At 37.7% G+C, this 13,565-nt stretch carries 15 protein-coding genes; 9 read left to right on the forward strand and 6 right to left on the reverse strand.

The features are described 5' to 3' along the window. Positions 1-204: 204 nt before the first annotated feature. The 5 genes from B0G92_RS07280 (at position 205) to B0G92_RS07300 (ending at position 6,007) form a co-directional block, all read left to right on the forward strand. Positions 205-1,596 (forward strand): RtcB family protein, encoded by a 1,392-nt coding sequence (locus B0G92_RS07280; RefSeq protein ID WP_101471610.1) that lies wholly within the window; start codon positions 205-207, stop codon positions 1,594-1,596. Between the two features lie 12 nt (positions 1,597-1,608). After that, positions 1,609-2,298 carry a peptide chain release factor H gene (gene prfH, locus B0G92_RS07285; RefSeq protein WP_101471611.1) on the forward strand — a complete coding sequence of 230 codons (690 nt, stop codon included), beginning with the start codon at positions 1,609-1,611 and terminating at the stop codon, positions 2,296-2,298. Beyond that, positions 2,285-2,794, forward strand: a complete 510-nt coding sequence (locus B0G92_RS07290) for a tetratricopeptide repeat protein (RefSeq protein WP_101471612.1) — start codon at positions 2,285-2,287, stop codon at positions 2,792-2,794. Before prfH ends, B0G92_RS07290 begins: the two co-directional genes overlap by 14 nt. A gap of 239 nt (positions 2,795-3,033) precedes the next feature. Beyond that, a complete protein-coding gene (locus tag B0G92_RS07295; RefSeq protein WP_101471613.1) occupies positions 3,034-3,726 on the forward strand; it encodes a hypothetical protein in 693 nt (230 codons plus the stop codon). 88 nt (positions 3,727-3,814) lie between these two features. Beyond that, on the forward strand, positions 3,815-6,007 hold the full coding sequence (locus B0G92_RS07300) for a B12-binding domain-containing radical SAM protein (protein ID WP_101471614.1): 2,193 nt from the start codon (positions 3,815-3,817) through the stop codon (positions 6,005-6,007). Here the strand turns inward: B0G92_RS07300 and B0G92_RS07305 are convergent. The 3 genes from B0G92_RS07305 to B0G92_RS16760 form a co-directional block, all read right to left on the reverse strand. After that, complete coding sequence (locus B0G92_RS07305) at positions 6,004-6,432, reverse strand: hypothetical protein (protein ID WP_056069946.1); 429 nt, start codon at positions 6,430-6,432, stop codon at positions 6,004-6,006. The two genes, B0G92_RS07300 and B0G92_RS07305, sit on opposite strands and share 4 nt — an antisense overlap. Positions 6,433-6,516: 84 nt before the next feature. After that, positions 6,517-6,687: a Z-ring associated ZapG family protein gene (locus tag B0G92_RS16660; RefSeq protein ID WP_180326413.1), complete on the reverse strand. Its 171-nt coding sequence runs from the start codon at positions 6,685-6,687 to the stop codon at positions 6,517-6,519. 43 nt (positions 6,688-6,730) lie between these two features. Beyond that, positions 6,731-7,039: a GNAT family N-acetyltransferase gene (locus B0G92_RS16760; protein ID WP_245867728.1), complete on the reverse strand. Its 309-nt coding sequence runs from the start codon at positions 7,037-7,039 to the stop codon at positions 6,731-6,733. A gap of 544 nt (positions 7,040-7,583) precedes the next feature. Between B0G92_RS16760 and B0G92_RS07315 the strand changes: the two genes are divergently transcribed. Both B0G92_RS07315 and B0G92_RS07320 read left to right on the forward strand, forming a co-directional pair. Continuing rightward, a complete protein-coding gene (locus B0G92_RS07315) occupies positions 7,584-8,027 on the forward strand; it encodes a DUF2975 domain-containing protein (protein WP_245867730.1) in 444 nt (147 codons plus the stop codon). A 3-nt stretch (positions 8,028-8,030) separates the two neighbouring features. Continuing rightward, positions 8,031-8,243: a helix-turn-helix domain-containing protein gene (locus B0G92_RS07320; protein WP_101471616.1), complete on the forward strand. Its 213-nt coding sequence runs from the start codon at positions 8,031-8,033 to the stop codon at positions 8,241-8,243. Positions 8,244-8,305: 62 nt separating this feature from the next. Here the strand turns inward: B0G92_RS07320 and B0G92_RS07325 are convergent, their stop codons facing one another. After that, a complete protein-coding gene (locus tag B0G92_RS07325) occupies positions 8,306-8,653 on the reverse strand; it encodes a nuclear transport factor 2 family protein (RefSeq protein WP_101471617.1) in 348 nt (115 codons plus the stop codon). 183 nt (positions 8,654-8,836) lie between these two features. Between B0G92_RS07325 and B0G92_RS07330 the strand changes: the two genes are divergently transcribed. After that, entirely contained in the window at positions 8,837-9,607 is a 771-nt protein-coding gene (locus tag B0G92_RS07330; protein WP_245867732.1) for a tetratricopeptide repeat protein, read from the forward strand. 66 nt (positions 9,608-9,673) lie between these two features. On the opposite strand, the gene rimO is transcribed toward B0G92_RS07330, so the two are convergent. Continuing rightward, complete coding sequence (gene rimO / locus B0G92_RS07335; RefSeq protein ID WP_101471618.1) at positions 9,674-10,990, reverse strand: 30S ribosomal protein S12 methylthiotransferase RimO; 1,317 nt, start codon at positions 10,988-10,990, stop codon at positions 9,674-9,676. 184 nt (positions 10,991-11,174) lie between these two features. Between rimO and B0G92_RS07340 the strand changes: the two genes are divergently transcribed. After that, entirely contained in the window at positions 11,175-11,993 is an 819-nt protein-coding gene (locus B0G92_RS07340; protein WP_157486139.1) for a M23 family metallopeptidase, read from the forward strand. A 52-nt stretch (positions 11,994-12,045) separates the two neighbouring features. Here B0G92_RS07340 and B0G92_RS07345 read toward each other — a convergent pair whose 3' ends face one another. Continuing rightward, entirely contained in the window at positions 12,046-13,542 is a 1,497-nt protein-coding gene (locus B0G92_RS07345) for an OmpP1/FadL family transporter (RefSeq protein WP_101471620.1), read from the reverse strand. Between the last annotated feature and the right edge of the window lie 23 nt (positions 13,543-13,565).

Here is a 13,565-nt window from a genome sequence, read left to right on the forward strand (position 1 = left end):
TAGAAATTATTTTTTAGATATATAAAAAAGCCCGAAGCATTTTAGATTCGGGCTTTTTTTATTCTAGACACTTCAAAATTTTCCCGAAAAATAGTTCCATTATTTATCCCGAAAGGATAAAAGATTTGGCATGCTTATGTTTCATTTCCATAGTATTTGGAATTCACGTAAGTCTGCACAGAATAATTACAATTAATAAAATTTATGGGAAATAAATTATCTGGAAAAGACCTGATTAAATTGGGCTTTCCAAAAAATAATTCAATAAATATCGCCCTTGGGCAAATAAACAGATATAGAAAAAGAGAAAAAAAGGAATCCATTCTGGCAGAAGCGAAAGAGGTTTTGCTGCATCCGGAAAAATTCAACGGACATGGAACATGGGGAAAAGTGGCTGAAGGTCTGGTTAATCCCGTGCAAGTAAGAATGCATCAATTGAAAACAACAAGGGCTCCCTTTACGATTTTTGGAGAAAATGAAATCGATGAACAGGCCAAGTTTCAATTGTATGACTCGCTCAAACTGCCAATTTCAATAGCAGGAGCCTTAATGCCTGATGCACATTCGGGATATGGTTTGCCAATTGGAGGCGTTTTGGCAACAGACAATGCTGTGATTCCATACGGAGTTGGTGTCGATATTGGTTGCCGTATGAGCCTTTCTGTTTTTGACCTTCCGGCATCATTCCTAAAAGGGAAAGACGACCAGCTACAGGCCATATTGAAAGACCATACCAAATTCGGGATGTATGAGACACATGCAATTAAGGCAGACCATGAAGTGTTTTACAGAAAAGAGTTTCAGGACATTCCCCTGTTAAAACGTCTTTTGGATAAGGCTTACAAACAGCTTGGTACGTCAGGAGGAGGCAACCATTTTGTGGAATTTGGAATCGTCAAAATTAATAATCCGCTACGCGAATGGAAAATAGAAGCAGGCGAGTACTTTGCTGTTCTTTCTCATAGCGGTTCGCGCGGATTAGGAGCCAATATTGCAAAGCATTATACCTATCTGGCAACAAAACAATGCCCGTTGCCTAGGAATGTACAGCATTTGGCCTGGCTTGACCTCAATACGCATGACGGACAGGAATATTGGCTCGCAATGAATCTGGCGGGTGATTATGCCAAAGCCTGCCATGACGATATTCACAGAAGAATTGCCAAAATACTCGGAAAAAGAGTGGTAGTAACCATTGAAAACCATCACAATTTTGCATGGAAGGAGATGGTAGATGGCAAGGAGTGCATTGTCCATAGAAAAGGGGCGACTCCGGCTGCAGAAGGACAATTGGGGATTATTCCGGGTTCAATGACAGTACCGGGCTATATTGTGAGAGGAAAAGGAAATGCTGAAAGCTTAAATTCAGCTTCACATGGAGCCGGGAGATTGTTTTCAAGGGCAAAGTGCAAAGGTACTTTCACACAAAGCGAAATCAACAGAGTGCTGAAAGCAAATGAAGTTACACTTATTGGTGGCAATATTGACGAAGCTCCTATGGCTTACAAAGACATTACGAAAGTAATGGAAAACCAAAGCGAGTTGGTAGAAATACTGGGAACTTTCACTCCAAAAATTGTCAGGATGGACCGATAAAAAAGTAAAAAAATGGAAAAGATAATTCAGATAACAGCGGGCCGTGGGCCTGCAGAATGCACTTGGGTAGTTGCCCAGGTGCTTAAAAAAGTGTTGGCAGAAGCACAGGAGCTACAGCTTGAAGCTGTTTTATTGCAACGCCAGGCAGGTTCTGAAAATGGAACAGTTGAAACCGCTACAGTTTCTGTAAAAGGAAAAGACGTGTCAATGTTTGTAGCCTCCTGGGTTGGAACTATCCAATGGATAGGCCAAAGCCAGTTCAGGAAGATGCACAAGCGTAAAAACTGGTTTATTGGGATTTTTGAAATCGAAAACCAAAAAAGCCAGACGATTTCAGAAAACGAAATCCAATATCAGGCAATGAGAAGTTCAGGAGCCGGTGGACAACATGTGAACAAGGTGAGTTCTGCTGTCAGGGCGACACATTTGCCAACAGGAATTACTGCGGTTGCGATGGACAGCCGGTCACAGCACCAAAACAAAAAACTGGCAACAGAAAGATTATTTAAAAAACTAGAAAGCGAAAATTTGCAGCAGCTCAAGGAACAGGTAGGCAAACAATGGGAAAACCAACTGAATATACAACGCGGAAACCCGATAAGGGTATTTGCCGGAACCGATTTCAAGAAGAATAAAATTGAGAAAAGCTATAAAGGAACCCGCAGAAAATTAAAAACAGATTTAAGAAATGAAAACAATTGATAAATATGTATTTCAGGCTTTAGATAGCTATCCCTATTCACTCGAAGAAACCATTGAGTCATTGGATTACGCTTTTTCCTATGATGCTAAAAATACAATGGTGCTTTGTCTTTATGGAAGAATCCAGGCGGAGCAATTGCTGAATTATGAAGCCGCTAAAAATTATTTTGAAGAGGCTTTTACAATTAATATTCATGCACTTGAGGTTTATCCTTATTATATACAGACGCTTATCTTAAATGAAGATTATGAAGAAGCGATGCGATTAATTGATTTTGCACTTACAATCAAAGGCATAAGTAAAGCCGATATTTTTGTAAAGAAGGCCATACTTTTTGAAGTACAGCATAAATTCAAAAAAGCAATGAAAGAAATCAGAAATGCAAAGCTGTATTCAATTCATTATGATTCTGAGTCTGTGATTCGGGATGTTGAAAAAAGAATCAAGGGTAAGATGGAATTGATAAAAATGAAAGCCAAAAAGAAATCAAATTAATTTTAAAAAAGGCTGCCAAATAGGGCGGCCTTTTATATTCCTGCTTAAGAATGACGTTTTTATGTTTCCAATAAATTCCCCTAGTTTTGTGTTTGTGTGAGAAAATTTTTTCACATCTTTTTTCATTTGTTAAACTATCCGAATACTAAAAACGTATAAAAAATCGGCTTAAAAATTTCTTAAATTTAACAAGAAGTGCTAAGTTTGGAAGGAAATATAAATAAAAGATTAAACCTTATATGAGAGCACTTAAAATCATTTCTGACTTACTTCCTATTCCAAGTTACACGGTAATATTAATCTGTTTTTTCTTTCCTTTTATAACAATCAAATGTGGCACAACAGAATTGGTTTCTGTTACAGGTTTTGATTATGTAGTAGGAACGGATATAAAAGAAAAGACGAAAAAAAATGAGTTTTCTAGAATGATGGAAAACCAATTAGGAAAAAACTTGTTTAGTGCAGCTGAAACCGATTTGGATTCCCTAGACGTTGATGAGGATGGAGATCCGATAAAAGAGGAGAGTTTGTTTCCTGAAGAAACAGCTGAGGAAAAAAGTAGCAGAATAGTTATGATGGTCATGATGGGGATTCCATTTTTTATGGCCATAGCAGGATTGATTTTCAGTTTTGTCAAAATCAGACGTAAAGGCCTGCTTCATATTGTTATTTCTTCTCTTGGGTTCTTAGTATTGCTCTTTTTTGGAATGATAATCAAAAGTTCCGATGAACTGAATGCTGTTACTTCTATGGCAGAAGGAATGGGAGGCGGAATGATTTCCATAGGTATGGGTACTGCATACTATTTAGCTACTATACTGTTCCTGTTGATAATTATGTTTTTTGGTATGCAGAAATACCTGAAAAACCTCTATAAGGAAGAACAGGCCATCCGCGAAGAAGCACTGGATGAATTTTTCACGAAAGAATAATTTATAAAACTCCCAAACGGGAGTTTTTTCGTTTTATACAGGCACTTTCATAAATAAGCAATATTTTTGCGACTTAATATAACCTGTTTTGAATCCGACCGTTTTTCTAATTACGCCACCTTTTACTCAGCTGAATACACCGTATCCGGCAACGGCCTATATTAAAGGTTTTTTGAACACAAAGAACATTTCTTCTTTTCAGGCTGATTTGGGCATTGAGGTTATATTAGAATTATTTTCCAGAAAAGGATTAACCGACCTGTTTTCGGAAGCTGAAAAAGCAACGGATAAATCGGATAATGCAAAACGGATTCTGGCATTACGGGAGGAGTATATTAAGACAATCGATTCGGTCATGCTTTTCCTGCAAGGCAAAAACCCAACCCTGTCGCATCTGATTTGTCAGGAAGATTTTCTTCCCGAAGCTTCCCGGTTTTTACAGCTTGAAGAATTGGACTGGGCTTTCGGAACTATGGGAACTCAGGACAAGGCTAAACATTTGGCGACTCTCTACCTTGAAGATATTTCTGATTTTATCGTTGAATGTGTCGATGAAAATTTTGGATTTAGCCGCTATGCAGAGAGAATGGGACGTTCTGCCAATTCTTTTGATGCGCTTTACGACATGCTGCATAGGGAGCCTACTTATATTGATAGACTATTACTCGGAAATTTGGATAGGAAAATGAAAGAATTGCAACCAAAGCTGGTCTGCTTTTCAGTTCCTTTTCCGGGAAATTTATACAGTGCCTTTAAAAGCGCCCAGTTTATCAAAAAACAGTATCCCGATACCAAGATTGCCATGGGTGGTGGATTTCCAAACACGGAATTACGCTCTTTGTCTGATATCAGGGTGATGGAATTTTTCGATTATATCACTCTCGATGACGGCGAAGCTCCTATTGAAGAGCTTATTCTGAATATTGAAAATCCTGAATATGATTCATGGAAGAGGACATTTCTTTTGGTTGACGGAAAAATTGCCTATAAGAATAATTCTTCCAAAAAAGATTACAAGCAATCGGAAGTGGGAACACCTGATTATTCAGACCTGCTCTTAGATAGTTATATTTCGGTTATTGAAATTGTCAACCCCATGCACCGTATGTGGAGTGACGGGCGTTGGAATAAGCTTACTATGGCGCATGGATGCTATTGGGGTAAATGTACGTTTTGTGATATTTCACTGGATTATATAAAAGTATATGAGCCGGTGGCGGCCAGGTTACTTTGCGACAGAATGGAGGAGCTTATTGCGCAAACAGGGCAGAATGGTTTTCATTTTGTTGACGAAGCTGCACCTCCGGCATTGATGCGGGCTCTTGCATTGGAAATTTTACGCAGAAAATTGGCGGTTACCTGGTGGACGAATATCCGTTTTGAAAAGAGTTTTACCCGTGATTTGTGCCTTTTGTTAAAGGCCTCAGGCTGCATTGCTGTTTCAGGCGGTTTGGAAGTAGCTTCAGACAGGCTGTTGGAGCTAATTCAAAAAGGTGTTACTGTAGCACAGGTTGCACGGGTGACACGAAATTTTACGGAAGCGGGAATAATGGTACATGCTTATCTGATGTATGGTTTTCCAACACAAACGGCCCAGGAAACAATTGACTCCCTGGAAATGGTACGCCAGTTATTTGAAATGGGGGTTTTGCAATCCGGTTTTTGGCACCAATTTGCGATGACGGCTCATAGTCCTGTGGGAATGTATCCTGAAAAATTTGGCGTACTAAAGGAGACAGAAGTTTTGGGTAGCTTTGCTAACAACGATATTGTACATATTGATAAAACAGGAACAGACCATGATGCCTTTAGTTATGGCTTAAAGAAATCGCTCTTCAACTATATGCACGGTATCTGTTTTGATTTTCCGCTTCAGGACTGGTTTGATTTTAAAGTACCCCGAACCAAAATTCCAGGCGACTATATCTATAATGCCATACATGAAGATGAAAACAGTTTCGCCAAACCAACGGCAAAAGTGATTTGGTTAGGTAACAGGCCTGTGATTTCAACCTATACTAAATCTAAAAAAAGAAATTCATGGGAAATGGCTTCTCTTGATTTTCATACTAAAAAAGAAGCTTTTGCCATTTCTGTGGGAAAAGAACAGGGAATATGGTTGGGAGCTATATTGGAGAAAATCGCGGTTTCAAACCTGAAAACGTACACCTATCAGGAGATTAAAACGGATTATGAAAACTCGGGGTTCGAAGATTTTGAACTGTTTTGGTATAGTAAGTCCATCAATTCATTGAAGGAACAGGGCTTGCTGGTGCTTTAGTTGGTCATAGCTTTCTTTTCGCTATCTTCTTTCATTTTTAAATATTTGGCTGCCTGGTCTTTGGATAACAATTTTAAAATTTCTACGTCAATCTTGTCCATTATTTCACGCATTTTATCTTTTTTTTCCTGAACATGCAGATTGCTTTTGGAAATTTCCTCAATGCTGTTTTTGTTGTCGTTTATAATTGCTTTTACGGCAGCAAATTGTAAGCCGTCCAGTTTTATTTCCTTATCAAGATATGTAGCCCAGTTTTCTCCCATGTCTACTTTTTCATTGCTGTTTTTTTTAGGTTTGTTTTGTCTTACTTCAGAACCTATAGACCTGTCGACACCACCTCCGTATGGATTGTAGTATTGAGCCGAAGCAGTTTCTGGACAAAGCATTAGGAAAAATATAGCGATAAAAAATAATCCGGTTTTCATAAATTAAAAATTTGAGTTCCAAACTTACTCATTTTTTAAGCCAAAGTATAATGAAATGATATATTTTAACAGGATGTAAACCGTTCAACGGTCATTATCATTGACTTCTGACTCATCTTCTGGTTTTGCCTTGTATTCTTCATTGAAAAATTTTTCTACCTTTTTTTGGTCTTTCAAATTTCGCTTAATGAGAAATACAATTAAAATCAAGCCAATCAAAACTACAATTCCTATTGTTATCCAGTTGATTTCCATGGTTTTTTATATAAAGTTATGAAAATCCCAATAAAGTTTTGTATTATCTTTTTTGATGTTCTTCTTTTAACAACGAATAGATTTCTGAATTTTCAAATTGTCCTTCTTTTTGATAATGTTGTCTCATAACACCTTCTTTTACAAAGCCAAATTTTTTGACAAGTTGTATCGACGCATTGTTGGTTGGACTTATAAATGCTTCAACTCTATGGAGCTGCATTTTATCAAAACCATAGTCAAGAACAGGTTGCAATGCTTCGCTCATTAAACCCATTCTTTTGAAATTGTCATCTGTAAATGTATATCCAATTTCGGCACGGGCATGGTCCAATACCAGGTATGATAGCCGCATCCGCCAATAACCTTATTGTTTTTTTGTCGAGTAATTGAAATAAAAGCATTGACTTGTTGTATGTGGTAATTCCCTTTTTGAATTTTTCTTTTTCTTTCTGCAGTTTTTCAGGAGTATTGATGCCTAAAAATTCAGAGAGTTCTTTTTCGGAAAAATACTCATAAATATATTGGTAGGCTTCAGGATCAATTTTTCTTAAAAGGAGCCTTTCTGTTTCAATAGTGAAAAAAGTCATATTAAAATAGTAAATAATACTAAGTATAAAAATAATTAAAAAAATGTCTGAATTTTTAGGAAGTATAGGGTAGTATATATTCTTTATCAATATAAATTAATCCATGTTCAAAAAATATTTTATATTTTTCATTATAAATTTATTGTTTTTCAATAAAAATAAATATATTTGTCAGGTAATCATTAAAAATCAAACGATATGGAAATTAAAATTGGTACTAAGCTAATCCTTCAGGTATTACATGTCTTATCCTGGATCATATTTCTCGGATTATGTTTTGAAGCGGGTGCTCTTATAGTTAATGCTATTATGACACTCACGCTTGATGCTACAGAAATTAAACGTTTATGGATGCTGATTGATTTGTCTGATTTGTACAAATACGGTTCTCATCATTATGTGGTAATAATGTCACAAATTATTATTGTGGCTGTACTGAAAGCACTGATGTTTTATTTGATCGTAAAGATTCTGTATGAGAATAAGTTGGATATGGCACAACCTTTCAACCATGCAATGGGACGTTTCATTTCGCTAATATCTTATCTGGCTTTAGGAATAGGTTTTTTTTCTGCCTGGGGAATGAAATACACTAAGGGACTGATTCTGGAAGGTGTTTTTATGCCTGGTTTAGACGATATGCACTTTGACGGTTCTGATGTGTGGTTGTTTATGGGGATAATTCTTTTGATTATAGCACAAATTTTTAAAAGAGGTATCGAAATCCAAACTGAAAATGATCTAACAATATAGCTTATGTCGATAATAGTAAACTTAGATGTAATGATGGCAAAGCGAAAAATGTCGCTCAATGAGCTTTCTGAAAAGGTAGACATAACACTGTCGAATCTTTCCATCCTAAAAACAGGGAAAGCCAAAGCTGTCCGATTTAGTACACTGGAAGCTATATGTAAAGCCTTAGATTGCCAGCCGGCAGATATTCTGGAATATCAGCCTGATACGAAATAACTTTGTAATAGTTACTGATTTTTAAAAGTCCGCTGTGTTGACTACTTGCGGACTTTTTTGTGTTATCGGGTCATTTGATAGCTTGTCAGTTTTTTAATCTTTCCGTTTTCCATTTGGAAGACATCACAAAATGCCGCATTAAGCAGGTCACCAGACCTGAAGTTACATTTGATCTTCCCTTCAACTACAACAGTATCGTTTTCTTCGGTGAGACTGATGATTTCAATTTCAGGATTTTCTATAAAATGGTTTTTTTCAATTTCTTTGTCAAAAGCTTCTTTTCCAATCAGGTGAAAAAATCCGGGCATATCCCAGACAATATCTTCTGCAAGACATGAAAGAATTTTTTTGTGGTCGTAAGTCCTAAAGCCTTCTATATACGAAACCACTGTATATTTATTCGAAGTCATGGCCTATAAGTTTTTCAAGCGACGTACTAAAATTACAAAATATTTGTCTGTTATTCAGTTTTTTAGATTTATTATAACTGCGATTTTGGCATTAACGTTCTGTTAACAAAGAAGTAGTTTTCATTAACTCAGTCTCTTATATATAATGATACATTTGTGCAAATAACCAATCAAACTTCGCCTATGAAAACTGTTTTTATATCGTTGCTTTTTGTAGTAGGTTTTACTGCCATGGCACAAACAGAGGAAGAAATTGTAGAGAAACGTATTGATGAAGCCCGAAAGCTATTTCATTTTTCACAAGACTATCAGGCAGAAATGGATAAGATAGTAAAGGATTATCCGCTCTCTGCCTATGCCTGGCAACAAAAAGCAATGCCTCTTTTTAAACAAGGTAAATATGAATATGCGATGCCTTTTTTAGACAAAGCAGTTGCGCTGAACCCCAAATTATATATGGATTACAGAGCGTTTATGAAATGTATTTTTGGCAAACGTTATGTCGAAGCAATTGAGGATTTTAAAGCCGCCAAGAAGCTTAGCGGCAATTCCTATGTCATGGACCATACGTATGATTTTTATATAGCGCTTTCTTGCTTACAGTTGGGAAGATTTGCAGAGGCGGAACAGATACTCGAGGCGGATAGGGAAGCCCACCTTGCTACAAGTAGTGTTGAACCACATTTTTTGGATGTGTTTTATATGGGTATAGCGAAGTATGAGCTGGGTAAATATGAGGAGGCCATAGCACAATTTGATATCTCAATTGGAACTTACCGGGAGTTTTCCGATGCGGAATATTATAAAGCTTTATGTCTGATTAAGTTGGGAAGGAATAATGAAGCGGAGAAGTTAATGCAAAAAGCCATAACCGATTATAGAAATGGCTTCACCATCAACGAAGATAATGTGATTTACGAACGTTATCCTTATCAGGTTTATTTTCTGAAATAAATTCGAATAATAATGTGAAGCCCCGGCAGGAGCCAGGGCTTTTTATTTCAAAAGGTTTGTCTTAAATTATAAAACAGCTTCACCATACAAATCAAATTCGGCAGCATCAGTAATTCTTACATTTACGAATTCTCCGGTTTTTAAGTAGGCTTTAGAAGCATCAATCAGAACCTCGTTATCAACGTCCGGGCTGTCAAATTCTGTTCTTCCAACAAAATGGTTGCCTTCCTTGCGGTCAATGATACAACGGAAAACCTGTCCGATTTTTTCCTGGTTTAATTCCCATGAAATCTGAGACTGGAGTTCCATGATTTCGTTCGCACGCTGTTGTTTTACTTCGGCAGGAACATCGTCTTCCAGTAGATAGGCATGTGTGTTTTCTTCGTGAGAATACGTAAAACAACCCAATCTCTCAAATCGCATTTCTTCAACCCAGTTTTTCAAAATTTGGAAGTCTTCTTCGGTTTCTCCCGGATATCCTACAATCAGGGTCGTTCTGATAGTCATTCCAGGCACTGTGTTACGGAAATCTTCGATGAGTTTTGTCGTTTTGGCCTGAGTTGTTCCGCGACGCATTGATTTTAAAATGTTGTCGGATATATGCTGAAGCGGGATGTCAAGATAGTTGCAAATCTTTGGCTCTCTTTTCATCAGTTCCAGAACATCCATAGGGAAACCTGTTGGGAAAGCATAATGCAGACGAATCCATTCAATGCCTTCAACTGCAGCTAAATTTTCCAGTAGCTCAGCCAGATTTCTCTTTTTGTATAAATCAAGACCATAGTAGGTCAAATCCTGGGCAATAAGTATCAGTTCCTTTACTCCGTTTTTGGCCAGTCCTTTTGCTTCGTTTACCAATTTTTCAATGGGCTGTGAAACGTGTTTGCCACGCATTAATGGAATGGCGCAGAAACTGCAAGGACGGTCGCATCCTTCGGCAATTTTAAGATAAGCATAATTTTTAGGCGTTGTTGTAAGACGCTCGCCCAATAACTCATGTCTGTAGTCGGCACCTAAGGCTTTTAAAAGGCCCGGTAGTTCTGTAGTTCCAAAATATTGGTCTACGTTTGGTATTTCCTTAATCAAATCCGGTTTGTAACGTTCTGAAAGACATCCGGTCACAAACACCTTGTCAACAAGGCCTTGCTCTTTTTTGTCAACATAGTTAAGGATCATGTTTACAGATTCTTCCTTTGCATTATCAATAAAACCGCAAGTGTTGATTACAATGATATTTCCTTCTTCATGGGCAGGGGCTTCGTGGGTTACGTCTTTGCCGCTGGCACGGAGCTGACCCATCAGCACTTCGCTGTCATACACGTTTTTGGAACATCCCAATGTAATTACATTGATTTTGTTTTTCTTTAATGACTTGGTTCTCATAGAATTGTAAATTGGAGTGCAAAATTAAGCTTTTTATGAATAGTAGCACTATGGTTGGGTAAATTTTATGAGGTTGACTTTATAGTAAGAAAAATAGTTGGATGTAAAATAGATTCAGAAGAAAGCCGTTTTATATCGGTATTAGTTTTGATATATTGCGTTTTTATATTTTATGATGGTTTTTATGAAGAAAATAGGAATGTTCTTTTTGTTGCTGGCTCCTTTGATGCTTTTGGCACAGCAACGGGATGTTAAGGTATATAGGGAGTTTATTGAAGGAAAGACGGTAGTTTTTGCTGACAATAATGAGTTTTGTCCGGTTTCTGTCTTGATACGGACAGAGCTTCTTAATATGAAAAGCAGCCTTAAAGCGCCTTATGTACTGGTTCCGGCAAAGGCAAAAAGATTTGTGCTGATGGAAATTTCAGTAATTAATCTTAAAAAGGAATTTAATTTTAAATACCAGAGCTCATTTTTCCTGGGTGATATCAATCTAAGGAAATATGATATCGATTTCCCGTATAGTCTGCCATATAAAGAAGGAGAAGAATATAGTATTGGACAGGGGTATAATGGCAAGATTTCACATCAGGGTGAATTTGCCCTTGATTTCATCATGCCTGTCGGTACTGAAATTACGGCTGCCAGAGATGGTATTGTTGTTGATGTTCAGGATAGCAATACGGAAACCTGTATGTCGAAAGACTGTGCGGAATTTAATAATTATATCGTGATTTATCACGAAGATGGAACAATGGCGGAATATACGCACATTGACACCAAAGGTTCTTTGGTCAAAAAAGGAGATGTTGTTAAAAGAGGAGATAAAATCGGACTTAGTGGCAATATTGGCTGGTCATCCGGACCACATCTGCATTTTTTCAGTTTTGTTTCGGATATAGAGAAGGGCAGGAGGTCTATCCGTACAAAATTCAGGACGGAAGGAAACAAACTCGAATTCCTTCAGGAAAAGAAATCGTATAAAAAAGATTATGAGTTTTAATAAAAAAGCCTCTGCATTTGCAGAGGCTTTTTTATGTGTAAAAGATATATTTTTATAAATCCATCAATAATGTAAGTGTTACATTGTTGCTGACAGTTTTGACTGTGGTCGGGTCAACAAGTCCTTGTGAAAAGAAAGTCTGCTGTATGTCTCTTTTGGCATAAGAATATGCCGCGTCCAGCCTTGTTCCTCCAAAATTATAGCCAAGACCTGCTGAAAATCCTTGCAGATCTCCAACTGTTTTTCCATTTTTATAAGGGCTTTGCTCAAAACGGTAACCGCCTCTGAAACTCCATTGTTTTGCTTTTGCCTCAGCACCAATGCGTACTTCAGATGTTACGTCAAGCAGTGATTCTAATTGTGCATTTGTTTGGCGGTAGTCGTTGCTTGGTCTGAAGCGGATATTACTGTAATCTTTCATGGCGTAATCTACACTGATTAGTCCATATTTTCCAAAAACATAGGCTAAGCTTCCTGTGTATTTTCCAGGCGTTTGTAAACGATATGACGGATAAATCATGGTTATATTCGGATCGACAATTACAGGGTTGCGGGTTCCGCAGTCCGGACAGTCTACGACCAGATTCTGGCGTAACTCTTCATTCAGACGAAACCAGGTAGGTGATTCATAGGCAAGTCCAATGCGGAATTCAGGAGTTACTTTAGCAATGGCTCCAACCTGGAATGAAAATCCGTTACCGTAAGTGTATAATTCATTTCGGAAACGCAAAGCCTGAGGTCCTGAATTTGGATTATTGCCAGGCGTATCCAAATAATCTTCATAGAAGTTGGTTACGCGGGTATAGTCTGTGAAATGTGAATTCAGGCTAAGACCAAAATAAAACCGGTCTGTGTATTGCACTCCTCCATTAAAGGAAAGCTTTCCGTTATATCCGCTAGTCTCAATAAAATTCTCCTGGAAATAATTGCCGCCAACAGGTGCATTTGGAGTATAAACCGTATTGTTGTCGGTATTGGTAGCAGGATTGATGAGGTAGCCGTAATAGCCGAAATAAGCCTGCTGTTCTCTGTATGTTAGTGCTTCAAAAGGCAAATTGGTAATATCACCTAACGGAATTCCGTTGGCATGGCTTGAGAAATACTGCGACACGGAGTTCGTAGGATTAAATCCGGCAGCATGAAACTGATTGTCGAAATTGGAAACATTTTCATAGTTCGCCGCAACTGTAAATTTTTTCCAATTGCTTGAAGCATCTTCGTTTTCGAAAACCCAGATAGCTCCCAATTGGTTCAGGTCAAAACTATTGTCTCTTTCTTTAGTGGTGGTGCCAAAATAGCGTGACTTGTTACTGATGCTGTAGTTGCTAAGTGTTATGGCAATCTGATTGGTCGTAAAAACTGCACTTCCGGCTGGATTAACGCTAATTGCCGAAAAATCGCCTCCAAGAGCACCAAAAGCACCACTCATCCCTCTAAAGCGGGCCGTACCGGTCAGGTTGTCCTGAGCATACCTCATGGCATCGGAAACTTCTTGTGCCTGAGCACTTAAAGCAAATCCCGCAATCATAAATAAAAAATACTTTTTCATAGGGTTAATTTTTTTCTTAGGGG

Source organism: Flavobacterium lindanitolerans (assembly GCF_002846575.1).
Lineage (GTDB): Bacteria > Bacteroidota > Bacteroidia > Flavobacteriales > Flavobacteriaceae > Flavobacterium > Flavobacterium lindanitolerans.

Coding starts and splice junctions, on each gene's coding strand:
- B0G92_RS16660 (WP_180326413.1), bottom strand. CDS start 6,687: ATGGAAATCAACTGGATAACAATAGGAATTGTAGTTTTGATTGGCTTG.
- B0G92_RS07330 (WP_245867732.1), top strand. CDS start 8,837: ATGAAAACTGTTTTTATATCGTTGCTTTTTGTAGTAGGTTTTACTGCC.
- B0G92_RS07315 (WP_245867730.1), top strand. CDS start 7,584: ATGACACTCACGCTTGATGCTACAGAAATTAAACGTTTATGGATGCTG.
- rimO (WP_101471618.1), bottom strand. CDS start 10,990: ATGAGAACCAAGTCATTAAAGAAAAACAAAATCAATGTAATTACATTG.
- B0G92_RS07290 (WP_101471612.1), top strand. CDS start 2,285: ATGAAAACAATTGATAAATATGTATTTCAGGCTTTAGATAGCTATCCC.
- B0G92_RS07305 (WP_056069946.1), bottom strand. CDS start 6,432: ATGAAAACCGGATTATTTTTTATCGCTATATTTTTCCTAATGCTTTGT.
- B0G92_RS07345 (WP_101471620.1), bottom strand. CDS start 13,542: ATGAAAAAGTATTTTTTATTTATGATTGCGGGATTTGCTTTAAGTGCT.
- prfH (WP_101471611.1), top strand. CDS start 1,609: ATGGAAAAGATAATTCAGATAACAGCGGGCCGTGGGCCTGCAGAATGC.
- B0G92_RS07295 (WP_101471613.1), top strand. CDS start 3,034: ATGAGAGCACTTAAAATCATTTCTGACTTACTTCCTATTCCAAGTTAC.
- B0G92_RS16760 (WP_245867728.1), bottom strand. CDS start 7,039: ATGCGGCTATCATACCTGGTATTGGACCATGCCCGTGCCGAAATTGGA.
- B0G92_RS07320 (WP_101471616.1), top strand. CDS start 8,031: ATGTCGATAATAGTAAACTTAGATGTAATGATGGCAAAGCGAAAAATG.
- B0G92_RS07340 (WP_157486139.1), top strand. CDS start 11,175: ATGAAGAAAATAGGAATGTTCTTTTTGTTGCTGGCTCCTTTGATGCTT.
- B0G92_RS07325 (WP_101471617.1), bottom strand. CDS start 8,653: ATGACTTCGAATAAATATACAGTGGTTTCGTATATAGAAGGCTTTAGG.
- B0G92_RS07280 (WP_101471610.1), top strand. CDS start 205: ATGGGAAATAAATTATCTGGAAAAGACCTGATTAAATTGGGCTTTCCA.